Origin of the sequence: uncultured Arthrobacter sp. (assembly GCF_947493765.1) — a bacterium.
GTDB lineage: Bacteria > Actinomycetota > Actinomycetes > Actinomycetales > Micrococcaceae > Arthrobacter_D.
Map to the genome: position 1 here is coordinate 245,033 of NZ_CANLSZ010000001.1, position 21,918 is coordinate 266,950.

General features: G+C 71.5%; 20 protein-coding genes. 8 read left to right on the forward strand and 12 right to left on the reverse strand.

Going from position 1 to position 21,918, the window contains the following annotated elements; all coding sequences use genetic code 11:
* Nucleotides 1-10: 10 nt before the first annotated feature.
* From Q0747_RS01205 to Q0747_RS01220, 4 genes are all read left to right on the forward strand, one after another.
* Complete coding sequence (locus Q0747_RS01205) at nt 11-3,340, forward strand: efflux RND transporter permease subunit (protein ID WP_298251436.1); 3,330 nt, start codon at nt 11-13, stop codon at nt 3,338-3,340.
* Nucleotides 3,321-3,797, forward strand: coding sequence for a MarR family winged helix-turn-helix transcriptional regulator (locus Q0747_RS01210; protein ID WP_298251437.1), 477 nt, complete (start codon nt 3,321-3,323; stop codon nt 3,795-3,797). Before Q0747_RS01205 ends, Q0747_RS01210 begins: the two co-directional genes overlap by 20 nt.
* A gap of 145 nt (nt 3,798-3,942) precedes the next feature.
* A complete protein-coding gene (locus Q0747_RS01215; protein WP_298251438.1) occupies nt 3,943-4,863 on the forward strand; it encodes an oxidoreductase in 921 nt (306 codons plus the stop codon).
* 63 nt (nt 4,864-4,926) lie between these two features.
* Nucleotides 4,927-5,724 (forward strand): alpha/beta fold hydrolase, encoded by a 798-nt coding sequence (locus Q0747_RS01220; RefSeq protein WP_298251439.1) that lies wholly within the window; start codon nt 4,927-4,929, stop codon nt 5,722-5,724.
* A gap of 93 nt (nt 5,725-5,817) precedes the next feature.
* Here the strand turns inward: Q0747_RS01220 and Q0747_RS01225 are convergent, their stop codons facing one another.
* The 4 genes from Q0747_RS01225 to Q0747_RS01240 all read right to left on the reverse strand — a co-directional run bounded on the left by Q0747_RS01225 (nt 5,818) and on the right by Q0747_RS01240 (nt 11,765).
* Entirely contained in the window at nt 5,818-5,991 is a 174-nt protein-coding gene (locus Q0747_RS01225; protein WP_298251440.1) for a hypothetical protein, read from the reverse strand.
* A gap of 82 nt (nt 5,992-6,073) precedes the next feature.
* The gene (locus tag Q0747_RS01230; protein WP_298251441.1) at nt 6,074-7,387 is read right to left on the reverse strand and encodes an MFS transporter; all 1,314 of its coding nucleotides are present in this window, start codon (nt 7,385-7,387) and stop codon (nt 6,074-6,076) included.
* 69 nt (nt 7,388-7,456) lie between these two features.
* Nucleotides 7,457-10,594, reverse strand: a complete 3,138-nt coding sequence (locus Q0747_RS01235; RefSeq protein WP_298251442.1) for an SMC family ATPase — start codon at nt 10,592-10,594, stop codon at nt 7,457-7,459.
* A 7-nt stretch (nt 10,595-10,601) separates the two neighbouring features.
* Nucleotides 10,602-11,765 carry an exonuclease SbcCD subunit D gene (locus Q0747_RS01240; RefSeq protein ID WP_298251443.1) on the reverse strand — a complete coding sequence of 388 codons (1,164 nt, stop codon included), beginning with the start codon at nt 11,763-11,765 and terminating at the stop codon, nt 10,602-10,604.
* A 77-nt stretch (nt 11,766-11,842) separates the two neighbouring features.
* On the opposite strand from Q0747_RS01240, the gene Q0747_RS01245 reads away from it, so the two are divergent.
* Nucleotides 11,843-12,841, forward strand: a complete 999-nt coding sequence (locus Q0747_RS01245) for an ADP-ribosylglycohydrolase family protein (RefSeq protein WP_298251444.1) — start codon at nt 11,843-11,845, stop codon at nt 12,839-12,841.
* Between the two features lie 56 nt (nt 12,842-12,897).
* The gene (locus Q0747_RS01250; RefSeq protein WP_298251445.1) at nt 12,898-13,812 is read left to right on the forward strand and encodes an SDR family NAD(P)-dependent oxidoreductase; all 915 of its coding nucleotides are present in this window, start codon (nt 12,898-12,900) and stop codon (nt 13,810-13,812) included.
* Between the two features lie 22 nt (nt 13,813-13,834).
* Here Q0747_RS01250 and Q0747_RS01255 read toward each other — a convergent pair whose 3' ends face one another.
* From Q0747_RS01255 to clpS, 8 genes are all read right to left on the reverse strand, one after another.
* The gene (locus tag Q0747_RS01255; protein ID WP_298251446.1) at nt 13,835-14,827 is read right to left on the reverse strand and encodes an exonuclease domain-containing protein; all 993 of its coding nucleotides are present in this window, start codon (nt 14,825-14,827) and stop codon (nt 13,835-13,837) included.
* Nucleotides 14,828-14,964: 137 nt separating this feature from the next.
* Nucleotides 14,965-15,546, reverse strand: a complete 582-nt coding sequence (locus Q0747_RS01260; RefSeq protein ID WP_298251745.1) for a DedA family protein — start codon at nt 15,544-15,546, stop codon at nt 14,965-14,967.
* A gap of 157 nt (nt 15,547-15,703) precedes the next feature.
* Entirely contained in the window at nt 15,704-16,330 is a 627-nt protein-coding gene (gene rdgB / locus Q0747_RS01265; protein ID WP_298251447.1) for an RdgB/HAM1 family non-canonical purine NTP pyrophosphatase, read from the reverse strand.
* Nucleotides 16,323-17,111: a ribonuclease PH gene (rph, locus tag Q0747_RS01270; RefSeq protein WP_298251448.1), complete on the reverse strand. Its 789-nt coding sequence runs from the start codon at nt 17,109-17,111 to the stop codon at nt 16,323-16,325. The genes rdgB and rph overlap by 8 nt, the downstream gene beginning before the upstream one ends.
* A gap of 33 nt (nt 17,112-17,144) precedes the next feature.
* Nucleotides 17,145-17,933 carry an MBL fold metallo-hydrolase gene (locus Q0747_RS01275; RefSeq protein ID WP_298251449.1) on the reverse strand — a complete coding sequence of 263 codons (789 nt, stop codon included), beginning with the start codon at nt 17,931-17,933 and terminating at the stop codon, nt 17,145-17,147.
* On the reverse strand, nt 17,930-18,841 hold the full coding sequence (gene murI / locus Q0747_RS01280) for a glutamate racemase (RefSeq protein WP_298251450.1): 912 nt from the start codon (nt 18,839-18,841) through the stop codon (nt 17,930-17,932). Before murI ends, Q0747_RS01275 begins: the two co-directional genes overlap by 4 nt.
* Nucleotides 18,842-18,946: 105 nt before the next feature.
* Nucleotides 18,947-19,522 (reverse strand): DUF2017 domain-containing protein, encoded by a 576-nt coding sequence (locus tag Q0747_RS01285; protein WP_298251451.1) that lies wholly within the window; start codon nt 19,520-19,522, stop codon nt 18,947-18,949.
* 8 nt (nt 19,523-19,530) lie between these two features.
* Entirely contained in the window at nt 19,531-19,839 is a 309-nt protein-coding gene (gene clpS, locus Q0747_RS01290) for an ATP-dependent Clp protease adapter ClpS (protein ID WP_298251452.1), read from the reverse strand.
* 102 nt (nt 19,840-19,941) lie between these two features.
* Between clpS and Q0747_RS01295 the strand changes: the two genes are divergently transcribed.
* Together Q0747_RS01295 and Q0747_RS01300 are read left to right on the forward strand one after the other, a co-directional pair.
* Nucleotides 19,942-21,291 carry a nicotinate phosphoribosyltransferase gene (locus Q0747_RS01295; RefSeq protein ID WP_298251746.1) on the forward strand — a complete coding sequence of 450 codons (1,350 nt, stop codon included), beginning with the start codon at nt 19,942-19,944 and terminating at the stop codon, nt 21,289-21,291.
* Nucleotides 21,288-21,911: an isochorismatase family protein gene (locus Q0747_RS01300; protein WP_298251453.1), complete on the forward strand. Its 624-nt coding sequence runs from the start codon at nt 21,288-21,290 to the stop codon at nt 21,909-21,911. The genes Q0747_RS01295 and Q0747_RS01300 overlap by 4 nt, the downstream gene beginning before the upstream one ends.
* Nucleotides 21,912-21,918: the final 7 nt, after the last annotated feature.

Consider the following 21,918-nt stretch of genomic DNA (forward strand, 5'->3'; position numbering starts at 1 on the left):
CAGGTTCCCCTTGTTCCGTCTGGCCCGGCTCTCCCTAGCCAATCGCGCCCTCATAGCGCTCATCACGGTCCTGGCATCCGTCTTCGGCGTCATCACGCTCGGGTCCCTGAAGCAGGAGCTCATCCCGTCCCTCGAGTTCCCGCAGATCACCGTGCTCTCCACGGTGACCGGCGCGTCTCCCGAGTACCTCGACCGGCAGGTCAGCGAGCCCCTCGAGGCTGCCCTGAGCGGCGTGGAGGGCCTCGAGTCGTCGTCGTCGACCTCCCGCACCAGCGTCTCCACCATCAGTCTGGTCTTCACCTACGGGACCGATCTGGACCGCGCCCGCGCACAGGTGGACCGGGCCATCTCCGCCGTCCGGCCGGCCCTGCCGGACGGCGTCGAACCCCAGTCGCTGGCGGGCAGCGTGAGCGATCTGCCGATCGTCTTCATGGCGGTGTCCTCCGACGAGTCCCTCAGCGAGCTCAACGGGGATCTGCGGCGCCTGACCGTGCCCCGCCTGCAGAAGATCGAGGGGGTGCGGACCGCGGACATCTCGGGCGGGACCACGCAGCACGTCGCCATCCTGCCGCGGGACGGGGCCCTCGAGGACGCAGGGCTCACGGTCGCCGACCTCACCAGCACGCTCGAGGACAACGGGGCGCTGTTCCCGGTGGGCACCCTCGAGGACGACCCCCGCTCGCTGACGATCCAGGCCGGCAGCCGGATCGGCTCGCTCGAGGACATCGAGGCGCTGCCCGTCCTCCCTGCCGCCTCCGACACGCCCTCGGGCGACGGCGGGTCGCAGGCCCCGGACGCACCGTCCCTGCCCGGGGCCCCGGGCACCGCGACACCCCCGCCGCCCGTGCTCCCCGATCCACCGGCACCGGCCGCGGGTCCGGTGGCGACCATCGGGTCCGTCGCGGACGTCTCGCTCACGGACGACGCCCCCACCTCCGTGACGCGCACGAACGGCGTCGAGACACTCGCCCTGACGGTCACGAAGGTGCCCGACGGCGACACCGTGGAGATCTCCCAGCAGATCACCGAGCTCGTGCCCGAGCTGGAGACCGAACTCGGCAACGCGGCCGACATCACGGTGGTCTTCGACCAGGCCCCCTTCATCGAGAAGAGCATCGACGATCTCACCACCGAGGGCATCCTCGGCCTCGGCTTCGCCGTCCTGATCATCCTCGTCTTCCTGCTCTCGGTACGCTCCACGCTCGTCACCGCGATCTCGATCCCGCTGTCGCTGCTCGTCACCTTCATCGGCCTCTACGCCGCCGGGTACTCGCTGAACCTCCTGACCCTCGGCGCACTGACCATCGCCATCGGGCGCGTGGTCGACGACTCGATCGTGGTGATCGAGAACATCAAGCGACACCTGGGCTACGGCGAGGAGAAGCGGGAGGCGATCCTCACGGCGGTGCGGGAGGTGGCCGGTGCCATCACGGCGTCGACCCTGACCACGGTGGCCGTCTTCGCCCCGATCGGTTTCGTGGGCGGCCTGGCCGGCGAGCTGTTCCGGCCCTTCGCGGTCACCACGGGCATCGCACTGCTCGCGTCGCTGGCCGTGTCCCTGACCATCATCCCGGTGCTGGCCTTCTGGATCCTGCCGTGGAAGGCGGCGGCCCGGAAGGACGCTCCGTCCGCGGCGAGCGCCGTCGTCCCGGCGTCGCACCACACGGCACGCCATGCGGCAGGCACGCCGGAGGACGACTCGCGCACGGAGACGTCGCCCGAGCGCCCGTCCCTGCTCCAGCGCGGCTATCTGCCCATCCTGACCGTGACACAGCGCCACCCCGTGGTCACCCTCATCAGCGGGCTGATCGTGCTCGGGGCGACGGCGGCGATGGTCCCGTTCCTGCCCACCAACCTCCTCGGCGGGTCGGGGCAGAACAGCTTCTCCATCACCCAGACCCTGCCGGCGGGGTCGAGCCTGACGACGACGACGGACGCCGCGAGCCGGACGGAGCAGATCCTGGCGGACACGTCGGAGGTCCAGGACGTCCAGTTGACGGTCGGGAACGCCCAGGGCGGTTTCGCCGCCCAGTTCTCGAGCGGGTCCTCCGTGGCGTCCTTCACCGTCATCACCGACGAGGACGCCGACCAGGAACTGCTGCAGCAGTCGGTCCGCCGGGAACTCGACGACCTCGAGGGTGCCGGTGAGTTCTCCCTGTCCGGGCAGCAGGGCGGGCTGGGGACCTCGAGCACCATCGACGTCGACATCACCGCGTCCGAGCGCGACGATCTCGACGCCGCGAACGCCGCGGTGCTCGAGGGCATGCAGGGGCTCGACGGTGCAGGCGATGTGACGAGCAATCTCTCGGCAGCCCAGCCGCAGGTGCAGATCGACGTGGACCGCGCGTCGGCCGTGGAGGCCGGACTGACCGAGGGGCAGATCGCCGGGCTCCTCGGCGGGAGCATCAGCCCGATCCCGGCAGGCTCGGTCCGCTTCGATGCCAACGACTTCCCCGTCCTGGTGGGTGAGGGCACCGAGATCACGAGCCTGGAGCAGCTCCGCTCCCTCCAGCTCCCCACGGCCCGGGGCCCCGTCCCGCTGACAGATGTCGCCACGGTCGAGGAGCTGCAGGTACCACTGTCCATCACCAGCTCGAACGGTGAACGCACGGCCCGCGTCTCGATCACACCCGCGGACGACGACCTCGGGACCCTCACGACGGCGGTGAACGAGCGGCTCGCCGGTATCGACCTGCCGGCCGGTGCGAGCGCCACCGTCGGAGGTGCCTCGACCCAGCAGGCGGAGTCCTTCGACCAGTTGTTCCTGGCGCTGTGGGCCGCCGTCGCGATCGTCTATGTGATCATGGTCGCGACCTTCAAGAGCCTCGTGCAGCCGCTGATCCTCCTGGTGTCCATCCCGTTCGCCGCCACCGGGGCGATCGCGCTGCTGCTCGTCACCGGGATCCCGCTCGGGCTGCCCTCGCTGATCGGCATGCTGATGCTCGTGGGCATCGTCGTGACGAACGCCATCGTGCTGATCGACCTCATCAACCAGTACCGGCTCCCGCGGGACGGCCTCCCGGGCCTGCCGGTGGCCGACGCCATCCGCGAGGGTGCCCGGCGCCGCCTGCGCCCCATCCTCATGACGGCGCTCGCCACCATCTTCGCGCTGATCCCCATGGCACTCGGGCTGACGGGCGAGGGCGGCTTCATCTCCCGCCCCCTGGCCGTCGTCGTCATCGGAGGACTCGTCTCCTCCACGGCACTCACCCTGATCCTCGTGCCGGTGCTGTACCGCCTCGTGGAGGGGCGGCGGGAGACGCGCGCACTGCGACGGAGGGACGGCGAGCGGCATCCGGTCACGGCAGGAGGGGAAGCCCATGGCAGCACAGGGAGGTGACGACGTGACGGAGGGTACACCCACCGTGCGGCAGTCGGCGGAGACGTGGGAGTCGCTCTTCCGCGCGCAGGTCTCGCTCATGCGCCGCATCCGGCAGGATCCGGCCTTCGCGGAACTGCCGATCGCCGAATACGACGTCCTGTTCAACCTGAGCCGCCGGCCCACCGGCTGGACCCGCCTCAACGAGCTCAACGACCACCTGCTGATCAGCCAGCCCAGCCTCAGCAGGATGGTGGACCGGCTCGAGGCGAAGAAGCTGCTGACCAAGCGGCCGGCGCAGAGCGACCACCGCGGAGTCGAGCTCGCCCTGACCGATGCCGGACGGGCCCTGCAGCGGAGGATCGGCTCGGCGCACGTGCACCGCATCCAGGACGTGCTGGCTCCCCTCCTGGACCCTGCCGAGATGGAGCAGCTGAAATCGCTCACCGACCGGATCAGTGCACGCCTGGGCCGGTGAGCACGGCCGCCGGATCTTCCGCGAAGACGCTCGCGAGGGCGCCCGCACACTGCCGTACCGGTCCCTATGCTGGTACGGGCGGCGCTCCTCGACGTCGGTCGGACAAGGTCCCGTCCGGGCAGGGCGGACTGCACGAAAGGGAATCATGAGCGACTTCACAGCGGATGCCATCGGCGATCTGACGGGCCGGCGGGTGGTGATCACCGGCGCCAACAGCGGGCTGGGCCTGCAGACCGCCATCGGACTCGGGCGCGCCGGCGCGGAGGTGATCCTCGCCTGCCGCGATAAACAGCGCGGGCGCGACGCCGAGAGGCGGGTCCGCGCGGAGACCGGGAGCGACCACATCGAGATGCGCATCCTCGACCTCGCGAGCCTCACCTCGGTCCGCGACTTCGCCGCCACCTTCAGCGGCCCGCTGGACCTCCTCGTGAACAACGCCGGCGTCATGGCGACGCCCCGGGCCACGACCGCCGACGGCTTCGAGCTCCAGTTCGGCACGAACCATCTCGGGCACTTCGCCCTGACCGGTCTGCTGCTCGAGCACCTGCGGGAGGCCGGAGCAGCCCGCGTCGTGACCCTCTCGAGCCTGGCCCACAAGCGCGGGCGGATCGATTTCGACGACCTGCAGTCGGAACGCAGGTACCGGCGCTGGAAGGCCTACGGTCAGAGCAAGATCGCCAATCTCTACTTCATGGTGGAACTCGACCGGCGCGCACGGGCCGCAGGGTGGGAGCTGACCAGTGTCGCCGCCCACCCCGGCATGGCCAACACGAATCTGACGGCCGGCATGAACATCCCCGCCGCGCTCGATGTGTTCGACGTCTTCTTCCGGCTCGTGACGCAGTCCGACGCCGCCGGCGCCCTGCCCACCCTGTACGCGGCCACTTCCGACGAGGTCCGCGGCGGGGACTACTACGGGCCCTCCGGCCCCGGGGAGACCCGGGGCGCGCCGCGCCTGGTGGCACCGGAGGCACGCGTCCTCGACCGCGACGTGGCCGTCCGGCTCTGGAACCGCAGCGTCGAGGCGACCGGCGTCGACTACGCGGCGCTGCAGCCCGCCGTGTGACCGGCGGCGTGCCGCGGCCCGTGGGGACGTCGTAGGGCGCGCTCCGCGCCCTACGATGAATCCATGGATCATCACGCCCTGCATGCTGTCGAGGGGGACGACCCCCGGCTGGCCATCACACGCAGCGATGCGGGGGCTCCCGGCGCGGCTCCCCCGGTTCTCCTCCTGCACGGCTTCGGCTCGTCGTCGGGGCAGAACTGGGTGGAGACGGGGTGGGTGCGGTTCCTCAACGACGCCGGGCGGAACGTGATCATGATCGATCTCCCGGCGCACGGCGGGAGTGCGGCACCGGCGGCTGCGCACGCCTACGCCCCGAGCCGCCTGCGCGCGGACATCCTGCAGGTCCTGGCCGACGAGCACGTGCACCCCGTGCAGACCGGCGTGGCGACCTCCGGCGTGGACGTCATCGGCTACTCGCTCGGAGCACGCCTGGCGTGGGAGTTCGGTGCCACCCAGCCGGAGCTCGTCCGGAGGATGGTGCTGGGTGGTCCGGGGAGCACCGATCCACTGGCCGCCTTCGACCTCGAGGGAGCCGAACGCTTCCTGGCCGGAGGTCCCGCGCCCGGGGACGCCGTCACCGCGGATCTGCTACGGATGGCCCGGCTCCTCCCCGGCAACGATCTCCCCTCGCTCCTGGCGATGATCTCCGCGATCAAGCTGGAACCCTTCGACCCGCGGGACGCCGTACCGGGCATGCCGGTGCTCCTCGTGGCCGGTGACCGGGACAGCTACGCCGTGGGCATCGAGTACCTCGCCCGGCTCGCACCGTCGGCCGAGATCACGATGCTGGCCGGCAGGAACCACACGAACGCGATCACCTCGCGGAGCTTCAAGCAGGCAGCGCTCGCCTTCCTCACCTGAGCCGTCGCGACTCCCTCCCCCGCTGGGGGCCGGCGTCCCCGCTGGGGGCCGACGTCGCTGCTCCTGCTCCTGCTCCTGCTCCTGCGGCGGAGCCTACTGCTGGGAGCCGCTCTCGTCCTCTTCCGGTTCGAAGTGGCTGGGCTCATCGCTCGACCCGGCGGCGACGCCGTCCTCCCCTGCGGGAATGGTGCCCTCGGGGCCCGCCCCGTCGGTCCGGTCGTCCTCGGGATCCTGACCCTCACGGGCCTGTGTCTTGTCGGTGCTCATGCGTCCTCCTGCGTCGTGGATCGACTCCGATCCTATGCTCCTGCCGTGGCGATGGACAGCTGTCCACCGTCCACCGGTGCGGTCAGTCCCGGGAGACGTTCCGGAGCGCGAGCGCCGCTGCGCCGCCCATGACGAGCAGGGCCGCTGCCGCCCCGGCGGGGACGATCGCTGCTCCGGCTGCACCGGCGTTCTCGGCCAGCAGTCCGGCGAGGGCGGACCCGAGGGCGGTCCCGGCGACGATCCCGCTCGCGAGCATGGTCATGACCGTCCCCAGCCTGTTGCCGGGAGCGACCACCGACCCGATCGAGAAGATCGTGACCATGGTGGGGCCCACGAAGATCCCGAGGACGAACAGGACCACCAGCATGCCGGCGATCCCGCCGGGCAGGGCGAGGGCCGACGCCGCCGCCGTCATCCCGATCGCGGAGGCGATCCACCGGCGTGTGTGCTCGAAGCGTTCGGACCAGTAGGCGACGGACAGGGCCGCGAAGGCCGAGCTGAGCGCCATGGTGGCGTAGATGAGGCCTGCGGACTCCGCCACACCGAACTGGCCGGCGAAAGCGGTGAGGAAGGTCTGCAGCGAGCCGAAGAACGTCCCCATGGCCACCATGCCGATCACCGGCAGCAGGACGAGGACGGGACGGATGCCCCGGGCCGCCGTCCCGCCGCCCTCGCCGTCCGCCGGCGTCGGGCGGGCATCGCTGTGCAGGACCGTCGGATGGACGGCGAAGGCGCTGACGAGCGTGATGGTCAGGACCGCCGCGACGGCGAGCGGTAGCCAGGGGGCGATCAGGCTCGCCAGGATGCCCACGAGCGCCGGCCCGAGGACGAAGGTCAGCTCGTCGGCCGTGCCCTCGTAGGACAGCGCCGTGTCCAGTTCGTTGCGCGGGCCACGCCGGGTCATCGCCATCCACCGCACCCGGGCGAGCGGGCCGATCTGCGGGCAGGTGAAGCCCATCGCGAAGGAGGCGGCCAGGACGACGGCGAGCGCACCGGGGGTGAAGTCGTTCGTCGTGAGGGTCACGGATACGAGCGTGGCGATCGCGAGGGTGTTGAGGACCGCCGAGACCAACAGCACGATGCGCTGGCCCCGCCTGTCCGCGAGGAGACCGAGGAGGGGGGCGCCGAGCGCCGAGCCGAGGCCCACGGCACCGGCGGCGAACCCTCCGGCGGCGTAGGAGCCGCTGGCGGTCGTCACCAGTGTGAGGGCACCCACGGTGAGCATGGCGAGGGGTAGCCGGGCGAAGAACCCGATGACCAGGAAGGAGGGGCCCGCGAGACGGGGCAGGACGTCGAACCTGCCCAGGGGCGATCTCCGGGCTGCCGTGGCGTGGGCGGCCTGTCCGTCGGCCGACGTGGAAGGGGCCGGCGTGGCCGGCGAGGGATTCTTGAGCATGGTCTTTCCGGGTGCGTCAAACGCGCATCGTCCCCCCTCCCGATGCGCCCGACCCGTGACGATCCGAGTCTACACGACGGCGGCCTGCCCCACGATGCGCAGCTGTGATCCCTGCCGTTCCTTCACCACCTGGAGCTGGGCGTTGACCCGCTGCTTCAGCTCGGGCACGTGACTGACCAGACCGACCACGCGGCCGCCGCTGCGGAGACCTTCGAGGGCATCCATGACCTGCTCCAGCGCCTGCTCGTCGAGGGAGCCGAAACCCTCGTCGATGAAGAGCGTCTCGATGTCGAGCCCTCCCGCCTCCTGCTGCACCACGTCGGCGAGTCCGAGGGCCAAGGCGAGTGAGGCCATGAAGGACTCACCGCCGGACAGGGTGGAGGTGTCCCGCCTGTTACCCGTCCAACCGTCCACCACATCGAGTCCCAGGCCCGACCGGCGGTTGCCCGCGCGCGCGTCGCTGTGGACGAGCTGGTAACGCCCGTCCGACATCTCCAGGAGACGCTCGGTGGCCGCGGCCGCCACCTGTTCCAGGCGGGAGGCGAGGACATACGTGGCGAGCGGCATCCTGTACAGGTTCTCCCCACCTCCCCGCGCCGTCTCGGCGACAGCTGCAACCAGGGCGGCCTGCTCGCGGAGGGGCTCGACGATCCGCTCCAGCTCCTCGAACTCCCGCGTGTACGCCTCGAGCTGCGCCACGGAGTGGGTCAGCACCTCGGCGCTGATCCCTGCCCGCTGCGCACGAACCCGGAGAGCGTCGGCGTGGTCCGCCGCGACCCGCTCGTCCTCCTCCGTCGGGGCGGACGAGCCGTCCTGCTCCTCGCGCAGACTGGTGCGGATCGCGTCGTCGTCCCACGCTGCGTCGAGGCGGTGGCCGCGGATCTCGTGCTCCCTGATGGACTGCCCCATGCGTTCACGGCGGTCCGCGCTCAGCAGTGCTGCGCGCGCCTCGGCGGCGGAGTCGAAACGCGTCTCGCGCAGCGCCTGCTCCAGGTGCTCGGCGGTGTCGGTCCTGTCCGCCAGCGCGCGGGCCACGGCCTCACCGGCTCGACGAAGCGCCTCGAGATCCTCCGCCGCGCCCTGCACGTCCTCGATCCGCCGGGCAAGGGTCGGTGCCTCCCCGAGCAGCCCCGCGACGCGAAGCTCCAGCTCCGCGGCGAGATCCGTCAGGGACGACCGGCGCGTGTCGGCCGTGGCGCGCTCCTCGCGCAGGCCCTCGCGGTCGAGGGTCCGCTGCTCCGCCTCGCGCGTCAGCCGGTCGATCTCGTGCTCCACCGCGGCACACTCCGTGCGTGCGGTCTCGGCCTCCTGCAGCCGCCGCCGGGCCTCCGTGGTGGCCTCCGCTGCGTCCTCCGGTGAGAGCCCTCCGACCAGCGCGCTGAGCTCCGCGGTCTCGAGCAGGGCCCGGTCGCGGACCTCCCGGGCCGACTGCAGGGCTGCTTCCGCCTCGTCCTGGCGGCGGCGCGCCGACCGTTCCTCCTCGAGGCTCATCCGGTCTCCGCCCGACGGCGCGACGGGTGCGGGGTGGTCGGGGCTTCCGCAGACGGGGCACGGTTCACCGTCCACGAGCCGTTCCGCGAGTTCGTCCGCCGCCTGCTCGAGCCTGAGCTGCAGGGCTGCCAGCCACTGCTCCTTGAGCGCCAGGAAGTGCTCGGACGCGTCCCGGAAGCGGTCGTCGGCCTCGGCCCTGCGCGCCTGGGCAACCCGGTGGTCCTGGACGCTCTGCTCGGCCGCGGTGGCGGTGGCGAGTCCGGTGCGCAGGTGCGTCAGGCCGTCGGCGGCGTGGCGGAGGGGTTCGAGCTTCTCGAGCCCGGCCGCGCGCTGGTGCTGGATCCGCGTCAGCGCCTCGGTGGCGTCCCGGATGGCGTCGTCGAGCCCGCTGATCGTGGTGGTCAGCGCCCCGGCCTCCGAGCGGATGCCGAGCAGTCGCTGCTCGTCGGGCAGGGCTGCCCGGAGGACGGCCAGCGCTGCGGACGAGGCAGCGCACGCCCGGCCCAGCATGCCGTGGGCAGGTCCGGGAACGCCGTCGGCACTTCCACGAGCGCCACCGGCAGGCCCTGGGATCCCGTCGGCAGGGTCGGGAACGCCGTCAGCACCTCCACGAGCGCCGGGGAGAACCGGTTCCACCGCGAGATACTCGGGGACCACCGGGTTGCTGCGCACACGGTCGAGGGCTGCCGCCTGCCCTTCCAGCTCCAACTGCAGGGTCGCTGCCGCCTCGTCGTCCAGGCGGAGTCCCTTGGCGAGCGACTGCGCCCGATCGTGTCGAGCGGCGGCGTCCGTCATTGCCGCGACGTCCGCCGCTCGGCCCTCGTGGTCGCTCTGCTGCTCGCGCAGCGCGGCGAGAGCGCCGTGGTCCCGGCGTCTGCCGCGGAGCGAGGTGAGGGCGCCGTCGGCGAGCCTGCCCTGCTCGGCGAGTGCGCGGTGCTCCTCGGCCACGCCGTCCCGCCGCTCCGAGAGGTCCGCGGCGAGGCTGCGCATGATGCCCGCCCGTTCCTCCGCGGCGTGGTCCGCGGTCACGGCGGCTGCTCCGGGTCCGTGGCGCCCCGCCTCGTCGAGCGCGCGCTGGAAGAGCTGGCCCAGCCTGGCCTCCTGCCCGGCGACGTCGGCCCCGAGTCGCTGGCTCTGCTCGGCGAACATTCGCTCGAGGACCTCGAACCGCGTGGTCGAGAAGAGGCGCTGCAGGAGCTCCCGGCGGGTGGTCGCGTCGGCCCGCAGGAACGCTGCGAACTCCCCCTGCGGGAGCATCACCACCTTGGTGAACTGCTCCTTGTCCATGCCCAGCACGGAGTGCAGTTCGAGCCCGGCCTCGTCGTTCCGCGTGGAGCGCTGCACCCAGTCCGAGCCGACGAGTTCGCTCAGGAGCGTACGTGCCTGCTCGGTGGTGGTGCCGGTCCCCCGCCGCGCCGGCCGCTGCCAGGCAGGGGACCTGACCACGCGGAAGCGGCGGCTGCCGGCGGAGAACTCGAGGGAAACCTCCGGCGCCACCGACTCGGCCGCGTGGTCGCTCCGGAGCCGCTTCGCGCTCCGCACACCGGGGACCGAGCCGTACAGGGCGAAGCAGACGGCGTCGAGCACACTCGACTTCCCGGCTCCCGTGGGCCCGTTGAGGAGGAACAGTCCCTGGCTGGAGAGCGCGTCGAAGTCGACGCCCTGGCGATCGGCGAAGGGCCCGAAGGCCTGCAGTTCGAGCCGGTGCAGTCTCACGGGTCCCCTAGCGTTCGTTCGCGAGGCTCAGCGCGGAGTCGACCGTCGACCTGACCAGGGCGTGTTCCTCGTCCGAGGCCTTCCTGCCGCGCACGTGCTCGAGGAAGCCGCAGCAGATCTCGGCGTCGTCCCTGGCATCCGCCATGCGCCGGCTGTAGCTCCGTGCATCCTCCTGGGCGCCGCCCTCCGGGGCGAACGCGAGCACGAGGGTGTCCGGGAAGCGCTCCCTGAGGCGTTCCATGGCTCGCGCCGGCCGTTCGGGATCGGTCAGGGTGATGTGGCAGTAGGCCTCCCGCGCCCACTCCAGGTCCTCGCGGACCAGCAGGTCCGCGAGGGGTCCGCTGAACACCGCGAGTGCACGGGGGGCGGGCCACTGGACGGCGCGGACGGCGGCGACACCGCCGGGCCCGACGTCGAGGAGCCAGGCACCCTTCTGCTGGTGGACCTCGGAGAACGAGTAGGCCAGCGGCGATCCGGAGTAGCGGACGGTCTCGCTCAGTGTCTGCTGTCCGTGCAGGTGGCCCAGGGCGCTGTAGTCGAAGCCCTCGAAGAGAGCCTTCGGAACGGAGCCGAGCCCCCCGATGGCCAGCTCCCGCTCGCTGTCCGATCCGCTGCCGCCGGCCACGAAGCAGTGCGCCATGACGATCGAGACCACCGTCCCGTCCGCGGACCTCGCCTCCAGGTCAGCGCGGATCCGACCGAGCGCTGCGGCGGTCACCGCCGTGTGCGTGGCGCTGTCCGCCTCCAGGGGCCCGGCCACCACGCGGGGCTCCAGATAGGGCACGCCGTAGACGGCCAGCTCGGCGCCCGACCCGAGGGGGAGGAGCACCGGGACGGCGATGTCCTCGACGCGGGTGCGCAGGTGGACTCCCCCGCGGGCGAGGATCCGGCCTCCGAAGCCGAGTCTCGTGGCGGAGTCGTGGTTGCCGCTGCTGACCACAACCTGCGCTCCGGCGATCGTGAGGCGCTCCAGGGCCTCGTCGAACAGTGCCACGACGTCGACGGCGGGCAGGGCGCGGTCGTAGACGTCCCCGGCCACCAGGACGACGTCGACCTGCTCCTCGCGCACGGTCTTCTCGAGGCTGTCGACGAAGATCCGCTGGGCCTCGAGGGTGCCCGTGCCGTGGAACGAACGGCCCAGGTGCCAGTCGGACGTGTGGAGAATCCTCATGCAGTGCACGCTACCGCCGGAGGGGGACATTACCGGTACCGGCGCCGCGTGCCCGGCCCCCTCCCTAGACTGGTCGGGTGACGAACGACAGCCCCACCGGCAACACCTCCCCCGCACCCGCCCATCCCACGCCGGGCCCGCTCGAGTACGAGGACAGGGTGCTGGGTTGCCTCCTCGGGAGCGCGGCCGGCGATGCGTACGGCGTGCTCCGAGCCGCAGGTCGTGATCCGGCCGGGGCGCTCCGTGATCCGTCCACGCTCGCGGTCTCCTCGGCGACCTCCCTGACCCTGTACACCGTCGACGGTCTGGTGGAGGCGCTCGAGTGGGCCAACGACGGCGTCGCCGCGGACGAGACGGCCTGCCTCTGGCTCGCCTATCTGCGCTGGCTCCGACGTCAGGGGGAGCATCCACCGCCGCATGCTCCCGCCCCGCCGGACCGCTGGCTGGACCGGCAGACGGGCCTGCTGACCGGGCAGCGGCCCGACCGGGACACCGTGCAGGCCCTCCTCTCGGGCGAGATGGGAACACGGTCGCGTCCTCTCGACCCCCGCTCGGCGGGTGCCGGGGCCCTGGTCCGATCGGCACCCTTCGGGCTCGTCCCGCGGATCCCGGCGAGCATGGCGGAGCGGCTCACACTCGACGCCGCGGCGCTGACCCACGGCGCGGAGGAGGCGACGGCCCCGGCCGCCACCTACAGCGGCATCATCCGGGCGCTCGCGATCGACGGGCTGGACCTCGCCGGGGCGCTCGGCAGCAGCGCGGAGACCGGTCCTCCCGCCGCGGATACGTCGGCGGAGCCGACGGCAGCGGGGACCCTGCACGCCGCCGTCCGGGGCGTCCTCGCGGGCACGGCGACGGACGCCGCACCGCAGGAGCAGTTCACCCTGGCCCTCGCCCACGCCGTGGAGGCGGCTGCCCCCGGCGCCTCACCCGTCGCGGCATCGCTGGCCGGCGGCATCATGGGAGCCCGCCACGGGACGAATGCCCTGCCCGGCGCCTATCTCTCCTCCTCCGGCACCCCGGAGATCGTCCGCGCGATGGCGCAGGCCCTGATCAGCCAGACCACGGGCGCGTGAGGGAGTCCCGCACCGGGACACCGCGGCGGGCCGCAACCGCCTCTAGGGTGGAGGGCATGTGGAATCCCCGTGCCCTCCCCGCACTGTCCGGCCAGCGCATCCTCGTCACGGGCGGCAACGCCGGGCTGGGCTACTTCGCCTGTGAACAACTGGCCGGCGCCGGCGCGAGCGTGATCATGGCGTCACGCAGCAAGGAGAAGGCGCTGCGCGCGATCCAGGCCATCCATGACCGCCACCCCGACGCCGAGGTCAGGTTCCAGCGCCTCGACCTGGCCGATCTGTCCTCCGTGCGCACCGCCACCGAGGCCCTCGCAGCGGGCGATGCCGTGACGGGGCTGCTCGCGAACGCCGGGGTTGTCGGGTCCGCGGAACGGCGGACGACGGCGGACGGGTTCGAGCTGCAGCTGGGCACGAATCATCTGGGTCACTACGCGCTGATCGCCGGTCTCCTGCCCGCACTCACCGACGCCGGGGCGAGGATCGTCCATCTGGCCAGTATCAGCCATCGCTGGGCCAGGCTCACTCCGACGTCGCTGCAGCCGTCGTCGTACCGGAACGCGCGCGCCTACGCCACGTCCAAGCTGGCCGTCACGGCCTTCGGCTTCGAGTTGGCACGGCGCCTGGAGCTGACGGGAAGCCGGGCCACGAGCGTCGTCGCTCACCCCGGCTTCTCCCTGGGGATGCTCACTCCCGACCGCCCCGGCGTCGCGGCCCACAAGGAGGCGTCCCGCTGGCGGCAGCGCGTCATGGCCCCCGTGGCCCAGGGCAAGGACGACGGCGCCTGGCCGCTCGTGCGCGCCGTGGCGGACCGGTCCATCCCGAACGGCGCGTACTGCGGGCCCGCCGGCTGGTTCCAGCTCTCGGGAGAGCCCGCCCTCGTCCCGGTGAAGCCCCACGCCCGCGACAGCACAGCGGCGTCACGGCTGATCGACCTGTCCGCGGCCCTCACCGGCGTCCCGCTCCGCCTCTGATGGCGGGTGTGTGTCGGAATAGCTAGGGACGGTGCAGCGCTGAGGATCCTGCGGTGAGGCGCAGGAACTGCTCCTCCGACAGGACGTCGATCGCGTGGCCACGCTCGTTGAGTTCGAGCACACGGCGGACCTTTCCGGTCACCCGCCCGTGCCGCAGATCGGAGGCGACGAAGCCGTCGCCCACCACCAGCACCGTGGTCCGCCGGGTCACCGAACTCGCCGGCTGTGCGCCGAGTCCGGCGACGCGTTCCTTCGCCTGCGGACGCGGCATGCCGAGGGACCCGGTGAAGACGACCGTCTGGCCGTAGAGGGGGTGCCGCGGATCGGCCTGCACGTTGGGGCTGGGATTGACGCCCTCCTCGGGCCATCCCGACCAGCCGGCCGCCGAGGACCCGCGACCCAGGGCGGTGCGCGTGGCCTTCGAGAGCTCGTCGACCCCCGGCGCGTACTGCTCGGTCCGCGAGAGCGGCAGGCTGTGGATCTCGAGGACCTCCTCCACGGAGGCTGCGTCCCACCGGCCCGCGATGTCGATCATGATGCCGGCACAGGCGCGGGCGTCCTCCACTGCGTCATGGTGCTTGAGCAGGGGCACTCCGGCCGCTTCCGCGACGAAGGGCAGCGAGTACGACGGGAGGGTGTAGCTCCGGCGGGAGAGGACCACGGTACAGGCATACTCCCAGGCCGGACCGGGCAGTGAGGACACCTCCAGCGCGGACCGGATGACGCCGAGGTCGAACGCGGCGTTGTGCGCCACGAGGACGTCCTCGCCGATGAATCCGCCGATCTCGGGGAAGAGATCGCCGAAGCGCGGAGCGTCCCGGACCATCTGTGAGGTGATGCCGTGGATGGCGATGTTCCGGGAGTCGAAGTGGTCGTGGTCCGCCGGTGGCCGCATGAGCCAGGAGGCCTCCTCCACGATGCGCCCGTCCCTGACCTTCGTGAGACCGACGGCGCACGGCGAGCCGCGGAAACCGTTCGCTGTCTCGAAGTCGATGGCCGTGAACGCGATTCCCACGCCTCCACTTTACCGGGCGGGCGCCCACTGCCCCGCATCGGAGGGTGTGCTCAGGCCGGGTCGGGAAGGGCCGGTCCTTGAAGGAGCGGGCCTGATCCGGGTCATCCACTCCGGTGCGCCAGCCGGGGCCCCGCCCATCAGGCCCGCTTCCGCCGGTACGTGCGGATCTTGGAGACCACGAAATAGATGAGGAACAGGACGACGGCGATGATCACGATCCGCTGGAAGATCCCGGCGTACTCCTCGACGATGCTCCAGTTCTCGCCCAGGTAGAAGCCCGCCAGGACGAAGATCGAGTTCCAGATCAGGCTGCCGGCGGTGGTGAGCAGCAGGAACTTCCCCACGGCCATCCTCTCGATGCCGGCCGGGATGGAGATCAGGCTCCTGAAGATGGGGATCATCCTGCCGAAGAACACCGCGCTGGAGCCGTGCCGGTCGAACCACGCCTCCACCCTGTCGACGTCCTCGAGGTCCACGAGGGGTACCTTCGAGACGAGTCGGCGCATGCGGTCCCGTCCCAGCCAGGCACCGATGGCGTAGAGCGCGAGGGCTCCGACGACCGAGCCCAGGGTGGTCCAGATGATCGCCTCCGCGAGCGAGAAGTTCCCGCGGCTCGCCGTGAACCCGGCCAGGGGGAGGATCACCTCGCTCGGCAGCGGCGGGAAGAGATTCTCGAGCGCGATGGCGAGCCCGGCACCGGGTGCGCCGATGGTCTCCATGAGATTGACGGCCCAGTCCGCGACACTGCCGAGGGAGGAGCTGTCCGACGTCGTCGCGGTGGCGAGCGGGAGTGCGTCGATGGTCTGGGCGATGCTCACGATGTGTCTTCCTCTTTGTCGATGGTGTGGATCGACGGCTTGCAGTGGTGGGTGGTGCTCAGGCGAGTGCGTCGACCAGATGCGGCAGCAGGGCCCGGAAGGCGATCCCCCGGTGGCTGATGGCGTTCTTCTCCTCGGACGAGAGCTCCGCGCAACTGCTGTCGAGTCCGTGGGGGACGAGGAGGGGGTCGTAGCCGAAGCCTCCCGTGCCCCGCGGTGCGGTGAGCAGGTGGCCGCGGAGCCGGCCGGTCTCAGTGGTGCCGCCGCCGTCCGGGTGTGCCAGGGCCGCAGCACATTCGAAGGCGGCGCCGCGCTGCTCCTCCGGGATGTCCGCGAGCTGGGCCAGGAGGAGGTCACGATTCGCGGCATCGTCGCCGTGCGAACCGGCCCACCGTGCCGAGAAGATCCCGGGGGCGCCTCCCAGGACGTCCACCGCGAGACCGGAATCGTCCGCGACGGCGAGGAGCCCGGTGGCGCGAGCCGTCTGCTCGGCCTTGAGCAGCGCATTCTCGCGGAAGGTCACGCCGCTCTCGACGACGTCCGGTGCGCCGGCCGCCGCTGCGTCGACGACCTGCGTGTCGACGTCGAGCCCCGGCACCTGCCCGCGGAGCAGGTCGCGCAGCTCCCGGAGCTTCCCGGCGTTGCGGGTGGCCAGGACGAGCCGGGGCTGCGGGATGTCAGGCACCCGGGGAGTCCCGGAGGGCGTCCTGCTGGATCCCGGCGAGCCGCGCCGTCCCCAGGAGTGCGAGGTCGAGCAGCGCGTCGAGCTCCGCGCGGTCGAAGGGTGCCCCCTCGGCCGTGCCCTGCACCTCGACGAAGGTCCCCGAGCCGGTGACGACCACGTTCATGTCCGTCTCGGCGCGCACGTCCTCGACGTAGGGCAGATCGAGCATGGGGACGCCGTCGATGATGCCGACGCTGACGGCGGCCACGGTATCGGTCAGGGGCTCGGCCGAGGCGGGGATCAGCTTCTGGGTCCTGGCCCAGCCGATGGCGTCGGCGAGTGCCACGTAGGCGCCGGTGATCGCTGCCGTCCTGGTGCCGCCGTCGGCCTGCAGCACGTCGCAGTCGAGGACGACGGTGTTCTCCCCGAGTGCTTTCGTGTCGATGATCGAGCGCAGCGAGCGACCGATCAGCCGTGAGATCTCGTGGGTCCTCCCACCTACCTTGCCCTTGACCGATTCGCGGTCGGAGCGCGTGTTCGTGGCCCGGGGAAGCATCGCGTACTCCGCGGTCACCCAGCCCGTGCCCCTACCCTTGAGCCACCGGGGGACGCCGCTCGTGAAGGACGCCGTGCAGAGCACGCGCGTGTCTCCGAACTCGATCAGCGCCGACCCCTCGGCCTGCGTGGACCACCCGCGCGTGATGGTGACGCCACGCAGCTCGTCCGGCGTCCTGCCGTCCGCGCGCAGCTCGGGAGGGGTGCTGCCGGTGGCAGCGTCGGACGAGGAATTCGCGGAGGTCATGATTTCCAGTCTAGACGCGCGGGGCCGGGGAGCTCAGACCTGGTAGGACACACCGGCGACGGCGACGGCGAGCTGGCCGTCGTAGCTCTGCCGCGCCTCGCCGACGGACACGTTGGCGTCGTTCCACACCGGCAGGTGCGTCAGAAGCAGCCGTTTCACGGCGGCCCGCGTGGCGATCTCCCCCGCCCGGCGCCCGGTCAGGTGCACGCCGGTGATCGCGTCGTCGCGGCCCTCGTGGAACGCTGCCTCGCAGAGGAAGATGTCCGCGTCGCGGGCGGCGTCCACCACGCCGTCACAGGCGTCGGTGTCCCCCGAGTAGGTGAGGACCCGCGCCCCGCGGTCGTCCACTGCCGGGGACTCCACGCGCAGCGCGTAGGCCTCCTCCTCGGTGTGGAGCACGTGGAACGGCGTGATCGTGAACGGCCCCACCGAGACCGCGGTGCGGTCGGACCAGGAGCGGAAGTCGAAGTCCTCGTGCATGCCGGGGTCGGGATCGAGGCCGTAGGCGCTGGCCATCCGGTCTGCCGTCGCCGCCGGACCCCACACGGGGATGCGCGGCAGCCCCCAGCCGGCAGGATCCCAGCGCACCGCCACGTGCAGCCCGCACAGGTCCATGCAGTGGTCGGGGTGGAGATGCGAGAGGAAGATCGCGTCGATCTCCCGCAGGTCGGTGTACCGCTGGAGGGCTCCGAGCGAGCCGTTGCCCAGATCGAGGAGCACCCGCCAGGTGCGCCCCTCCCACTCCGCGGTCAGCAGGTAGCAGGACGCGGGCGACTGCGGTCCGGGGAAGGATCCGCTGCAGCCGACGATCGTGAGCTTCATGCGCGCCGCGCTCCCGCGGCGGTGATCATGTCGGGCGTGACCCGCGCGAGGCTGCCGGTGGGGTACTCCTCGGCGACGCGGTCCACGTGCTGCACGGTGAGCACCTCCGGGCCGAGGAAGCGCCGGGCCAGCACCTCGAAGCTCGCGGCATCCCCCGTCGCGGCGAAGCGGTGGGTTCCCGGACCGGTGCCGGTGCGCTCGAGGCCGTGCGAGATGAGGGCACGGTAGACGTCCTTCGCCGTCTCCTCGGCGCTCGAGACCAGGGTGACGGCGTCGCCCATGACGTAGGAGATGACGCCGGTGAGCAGGGGGTAGTGGGTGCAGCCGAGCACGAGGGTGTCCACGTCGGCTGCCTTCAGCGGGGCGAGGTACTCCTCGGCTGTGCGCAGCAGCTCCGGGCCACCGGTGATGCCGGCCTCCACGAACTCGACGAAGGCGGGGCAGGCCACGGACGTGACGTCGAGGTGGGTCGCGGCGGCGAAGGTGTCGTCGTACGCGCGGGAGCCCACGGTGGCCGTCGTGCCGATGACGCCCACGCGGCCCGAGCGGGTCGAGGCGACGGCCCGGCGCACTGCCGGCTGGATGACCTCGATCACGGGGATCCCGTAGCTGGCGGTGTAGCGTTCCCGTGCATCGCGCAGGACCGCGGCCGAGGCCGAGTTGCAGGCGATCACGAGGAGCTTCACCCCGGAGTCGACCAGTTCGTCCATGATGGCGAGCGCGTTCGCGCGGACCCGGGCGATCGGCAGGGGTCCGTACGGGCCGTTCGCGGTGTCCCCCACGTACATGATCGACTCGTGGGGTAGCTGGTCGATGACGGAGCGGGCCACCGTCAGGCCACCGACGCCGGAGTCGAAGATCCCGATGGGCGCCTCACTGCGGTCCACGGTTGCTGGCTCGGAACTCATGACCTCTGACACTAGGGCGTGCTGCCGACGAAAACTATTCGCCGGTCCGTGGCTTTTGTCACAGCACCCCGTGGGTCCGATCCTGTGACGCAGCCCCGCGTCGGGTCAGCGCTGCAGCTTCGCAGCCTTCAGCATGGCCTGCACGAGCGATTCCTGCAGCCAGGTGATGAAGTTGTAGACGAGGGCCAGATAGGACTCCACGTTGTCCACGTCCTTGGAGTCCGCGACGTCGTGGAGGCGCTCGGCGTCCTCCTCCGTCTCGATGCTCAGGCGGTCCGCGAGGACGAGGCGGACGTCGTTGAGTGCCTGTGCCAGGATCCGCCCCTGCTCGTCGTTGAGCGTCATGGGACTCGACTCGATCAGCAGGGCACTGCCGCGCAGGGCCCCGATCTTCTGCTCGCGCAGGGAACGCTCCGTCAGGCGGCGGAAGGCGAGTGCCTCGTCGTCGTCGCCGCGGACGGCGTCGGGCAGGAGGCGCCGCACGGCGGAGTCGTCCGGGGCCGTGGCGTCGGCGTCGGAGCCCGACATGCCCACGAGGGCCGCGAGCGGGTCCTCGCTGGGGCCGGTCTCGGGCTCGAGCATGGAGATGACGTCGTCGAGCAGGGCGCGGAGCAGGCGTGCCTCGCCCGGTTCCAGTGCTCCGGTGATCCCGCGGCGGGTGGACTTGAACGGTTTCGCCATGGGTCGGTCTACTCGCTTCCGGCTTTTTCGAAGGTAGCCCAGAGTCCGTAGGAATGCAGCGCCACCGTGTCCTGCTCCACCTTCTCGCGGGTGCCCGAGGACACTGCCGAGCGGCCCGCCTCGTGGACCTCGAGCATGAGGGTGCGGGCCTTCGCCTCGCTGTATCCGAAGTAGGTCTGGAACACGAAGCTCACGTAGCTCATCAGGTTCACGGGGTCGTTCCAGACCACCACCACCCAGGGCTGGTCCAGATCGGTCTTCTCGGCCGTCCGTACCTCTTCCCTGGTGTCGGTGCCGATCGCAAAGCCTACTGTCATGCTCCCAAGTCTAGGTCGCATCGACCCCGCTCCGGGGCCGACTACGCACACGGCGAAGGCCCGGCTATCGTTTCAGGAGTGACCGACGCCCCGACCACCGCCCTGCCCGACGCTGCCCCTCCGGCGCCGCGCACCGCGAAGGCGCCCAACAGCGCACTGTTCACCGATCAGTACGAACTCACGATGCTGCAGGCGGCGCTCCACTCGGGTGCGGCGCATCGGCGCTCGGTCTTCGAGGCCTTCGCGCGCCGGCTGCCGGCCGGCCGCCGCTACGGCGTCGTCGCGGGGACGGGACGCCTGCTGGAGGAACTGGCGGCCTTCCGGTTCGAGGACGATCAGCTCGGCTTCCTCAGCGACCAGCGGATCGTGGACGACTCGACGCTCGCGTGGCTCGCGGACTTCCACTTCACCGGGTCCATCTCCGGCTACGCGGAGGGCGAGGCCTATTTCCCGCACTCCCCCATCCTCACGGTGGAGTCCACCTTCGCCGAGGCCTGCATCCTCGAGACCCTCATCCTGTCGATCCTCAACCACGACAGCGCCATCGCCTCGGCCGCCTCCCGCATGAGCGGCGCGGCGGCCGGCCGGCCCTGCATCGAGATGGGCTCGCGCCGCACGCACGAGGAGGCCGCCGTCGCCGCCGCCCGGGCCGCCGTCATCGGCGGCTTCGCCAGCTCCTCCAACCTGGAGGCCGGCCGCCGGTACGGCATCCCGACGGTCGGGACCGCCGCCCACTCCTTCACCCTGCTGCACGACTCCGAGCGGTCCGCCTTCGAGGCACAGGTGGCCTCGTTCGGCCGCGGTACCTCGCTGCTCGTGGACACCTACGACGTCGAGCAGGGTGTGCGCACCGCCGTCGAGGTCGCGGGGCCCGAGCTCGGAGCCGTCCGGCTCGACTCGGGCGACCTGGTGGCACAGGCGCGCTGGGTGCGCCACCTCTTGGACGAGCTCGGGAACGGCGGCACCCGGATCGTCGTCACCTCCGATCTCGACGAGTTCGCCATCGGGCTCCTGGCCTCCGCCCCGGTGGACTCCTACGGCGTCGGCACCTCGCTGGTCACCGGCTCCGGCGCACCGACGGCCGGGATGGTCTACAAGCTCGTCAGCCGACAGGGCGACGACGGGACCTTCGTCCCCGTGGCCAAGGCCGCGAAGAACAAGGCCTCCGTGGGCGGGCTCAAGCATGCGCTGCGGCGTCTCGACCCCAAGGGCGTGGCACAGGCCGAGGTGGTCGGCATCGGCAGCAGCCCCGCCAACGACGGCAACGACCGCCCGCTCGTCGAGCAGTTCGTCAGGGACGGTGTGGTCCTCGACGGCTGGACGGGGCCGGACGCCGTCGTGCGTGCCGCGGACCGCCACGCACGCTCCATCGCCGAACTGCCCGGAGCGTCCCGGCGCCTGCAGCGCGGTGAGCCCGTCATTCCCACCGAGTACGAGGAGGCAGCATCATGACACGAGCACTGATCGTCGTGGACGTCCAGAACGACTTCTGCGAGGGCGGGTCACTCGCGGTCGACGGCGGCGCCCGGGTGGCGGCCGACATCAGCGACCACATCGACGGGCAGACCGGAACCTACGACGTCGTCGTCGCGACGCAGGACTGGCACATCGATCCGGGGGCCCACTTCTCCGAGACCCCCGACTACGTGGACTCCTGGCCCGTCCACTGCGTGGCCGGCACCCGGGGTGCCGAATTCCATCCGGACCTCGACGTGGAGAGCATCGACGCCGTCTTCCGCAAGGGCCAGTTCGAGGCGGCGTACTCCGGCTTCGAGGGGGTCAAGGCGCCCGACGACGAGGTGCCGACGGGTGAGCAGAAGCTCGGCGGCGGCTCCGCCGAGCCTGCGGAGAGCCCTCTGACGCTCGACGACTGGCTGCGCGAGCACGAGGTGGACGACGTCGTCGTGGTCGGTCTCGCCACCGACCACTGCGTCCGTGCGACAGCCCTCGATGCCCTGCAGGCGGGGTACTCCGTGTCCGTCCTCACCGCGCTCACGCGCGGGGTCGGGCAGGATACGTCCGAGAAGACCCTCGACGAGCTGGAAGCGGCGGGCGCCGAGCTCCACGGCTGACCCGGGT

Bases quoted from the DNA above. Each gene is read 5' to 3' on its own strand.
- Q0747_RS01210 (WP_298251437.1), top strand. From the start codon at position 3,321: ATGGCAGCACAGGGAGGTGACGACGTGACGGAGGGTACACCCACCGTG.
- Q0747_RS01215 (WP_298251438.1), top strand. From the start codon at position 3,943: ATGAGCGACTTCACAGCGGATGCCATCGGCGATCTGACGGGCCGGCGG.
- Q0747_RS01220 (WP_298251439.1), top strand. From the start codon at position 4,927: ATGGATCATCACGCCCTGCATGCTGTCGAGGGGGACGACCCCCGGCTG.
- Q0747_RS01225 (WP_298251440.1), bottom strand. From the start codon at position 5,991: ATGAGCACCGACAAGACACAGGCCCGTGAGGGTCAGGATCCCGAGGAC.
- Q0747_RS01230 (WP_298251441.1), bottom strand. From the start codon at position 7,387: ATGCTCAAGAATCCCTCGCCGGCCACGCCGGCCCCTTCCACGTCGGCC.
- Q0747_RS01240 (WP_298251443.1), bottom strand. From the start codon at position 11,765: ATGAGGATTCTCCACACGTCCGACTGGCACCTGGGCCGTTCGTTCCAC.
- Q0747_RS01250 (WP_298251445.1), top strand. From the start codon at position 12,898: ATGTGGAATCCCCGTGCCCTCCCCGCACTGTCCGGCCAGCGCATCCTC.
- Q0747_RS01260 (WP_298251745.1), bottom strand. From the start codon at position 15,546: ATGGAGACCATCGGCGCACCCGGTGCCGGGCTCGCCATCGCGCTCGAG.
- rph (WP_298251448.1), bottom strand. From the start codon at position 17,111: ATGACCTCCGCGAATTCCTCGTCCGACGCTGCCACCGGCAGCACCCCT.
- Q0747_RS01275 (WP_298251449.1), bottom strand. From the start codon at position 17,933: ATGAAGCTCACGATCGTCGGCTGCAGCGGATCCTTCCCCGGACCGCAG.
- murI (WP_298251450.1), bottom strand. From the start codon at position 18,841: ATGAGTTCCGAGCCAGCAACCGTGGACCGCAGTGAGGCGCCCATCGGG.
- Q0747_RS01285 (WP_298251451.1), bottom strand. From the start codon at position 19,522: ATGGCGAAACCGTTCAAGTCCACCCGCCGCGGGATCACCGGAGCACTG.
- clpS (WP_298251452.1), bottom strand. From the start codon at position 19,839: ATGACAGTAGGCTTTGCGATCGGCACCGACACCAGGGAAGAGGTACGG.
- Q0747_RS01300 (WP_298251453.1), top strand. From the start codon at position 21,288: ATGACACGAGCACTGATCGTCGTGGACGTCCAGAACGACTTCTGCGAG.